Annotated in this window: 1 protein-coding gene; it reads left to right on the top strand. The window is 69.3% G+C overall.

The features are described from left to right. Positions 1-772, top strand: a 772-nt coding sequence (locus ACAG21_RS28085) for a 13E12 repeat family protein (RefSeq protein WP_370499512.1), incomplete at both ends; no start/stop codon positions are given.

Raw genomic sequence — 772 nt, 5'->3', positions numbered from 1 at the left:
TGGCCGCCACCGCCGCCGCCCAACGCGCCGGAAAGCTGGGTGTCGAGCATGTGGCGGTGATCCGCCGCTTCTACCACCAGCTACCCGGCTGGATTGATATCGAGACCCGCACCCACGCCGAAGCCGACCTCGCCCGCCTCGCGACGCAGTACCGCCCCGACGTCCTCGTCGGGTTCGCGACGCACCTGGCTGATCTGCTCAACCCCGACGGCACCTACACCGACACCGACCGCGCCCGGCGCCGCGGCCTTACGTTAGGCAACCAACAAGCCGACGGCATGTGCGCACTCAGTGGCTGGCTGACCCCCGAAGCGCGGGCCACCCTGGAAGCCGTGCTGGCCAAACTGGCCGCCCCGGGCATGTGCAACCCCGACGACCACACCCCGTGTGTGGACGGCGCTCCGACACAGGACGCCATCGACTGCGATCCCCGCTCAGCGGCCCAACGCCATCACGACGGGTTGAATGCCGCGCTGCGCGGGGTCCTGGCCTCCGGGACGCTGGGCCAGCACAACGGGCTACCCGCCACCATCATCGTGTCCACCACCCTGCAAGAGCTCGAAGCCGCCACCGGACACGGGATCACCGGCGGCGGCACCCGCCTACCCATCAGCGACGTGATCCGGCTGGCCCGCCACGCCCACCACTACCTCGCCATCTTCGACAAGAGCAAACCCGTCGGCCTCTATCACGCCAAACGCCTGGCCTCACCGGGACAACGAATCGTGTTGTACGCCAAAGACCGCGGCTGCACCGCACCCGGCTGCACCGT

Source organism: Mycobacterium sp. pR1184 (assembly GCF_041287235.1).
GTDB lineage: Bacteria > Actinomycetota > Actinomycetes > Mycobacteriales > Mycobacteriaceae > Mycobacterium.
Note: the sequence above shows the minus strand (reverse complement) of the source record. Positions and strands in the feature narration are given on the sequence as shown.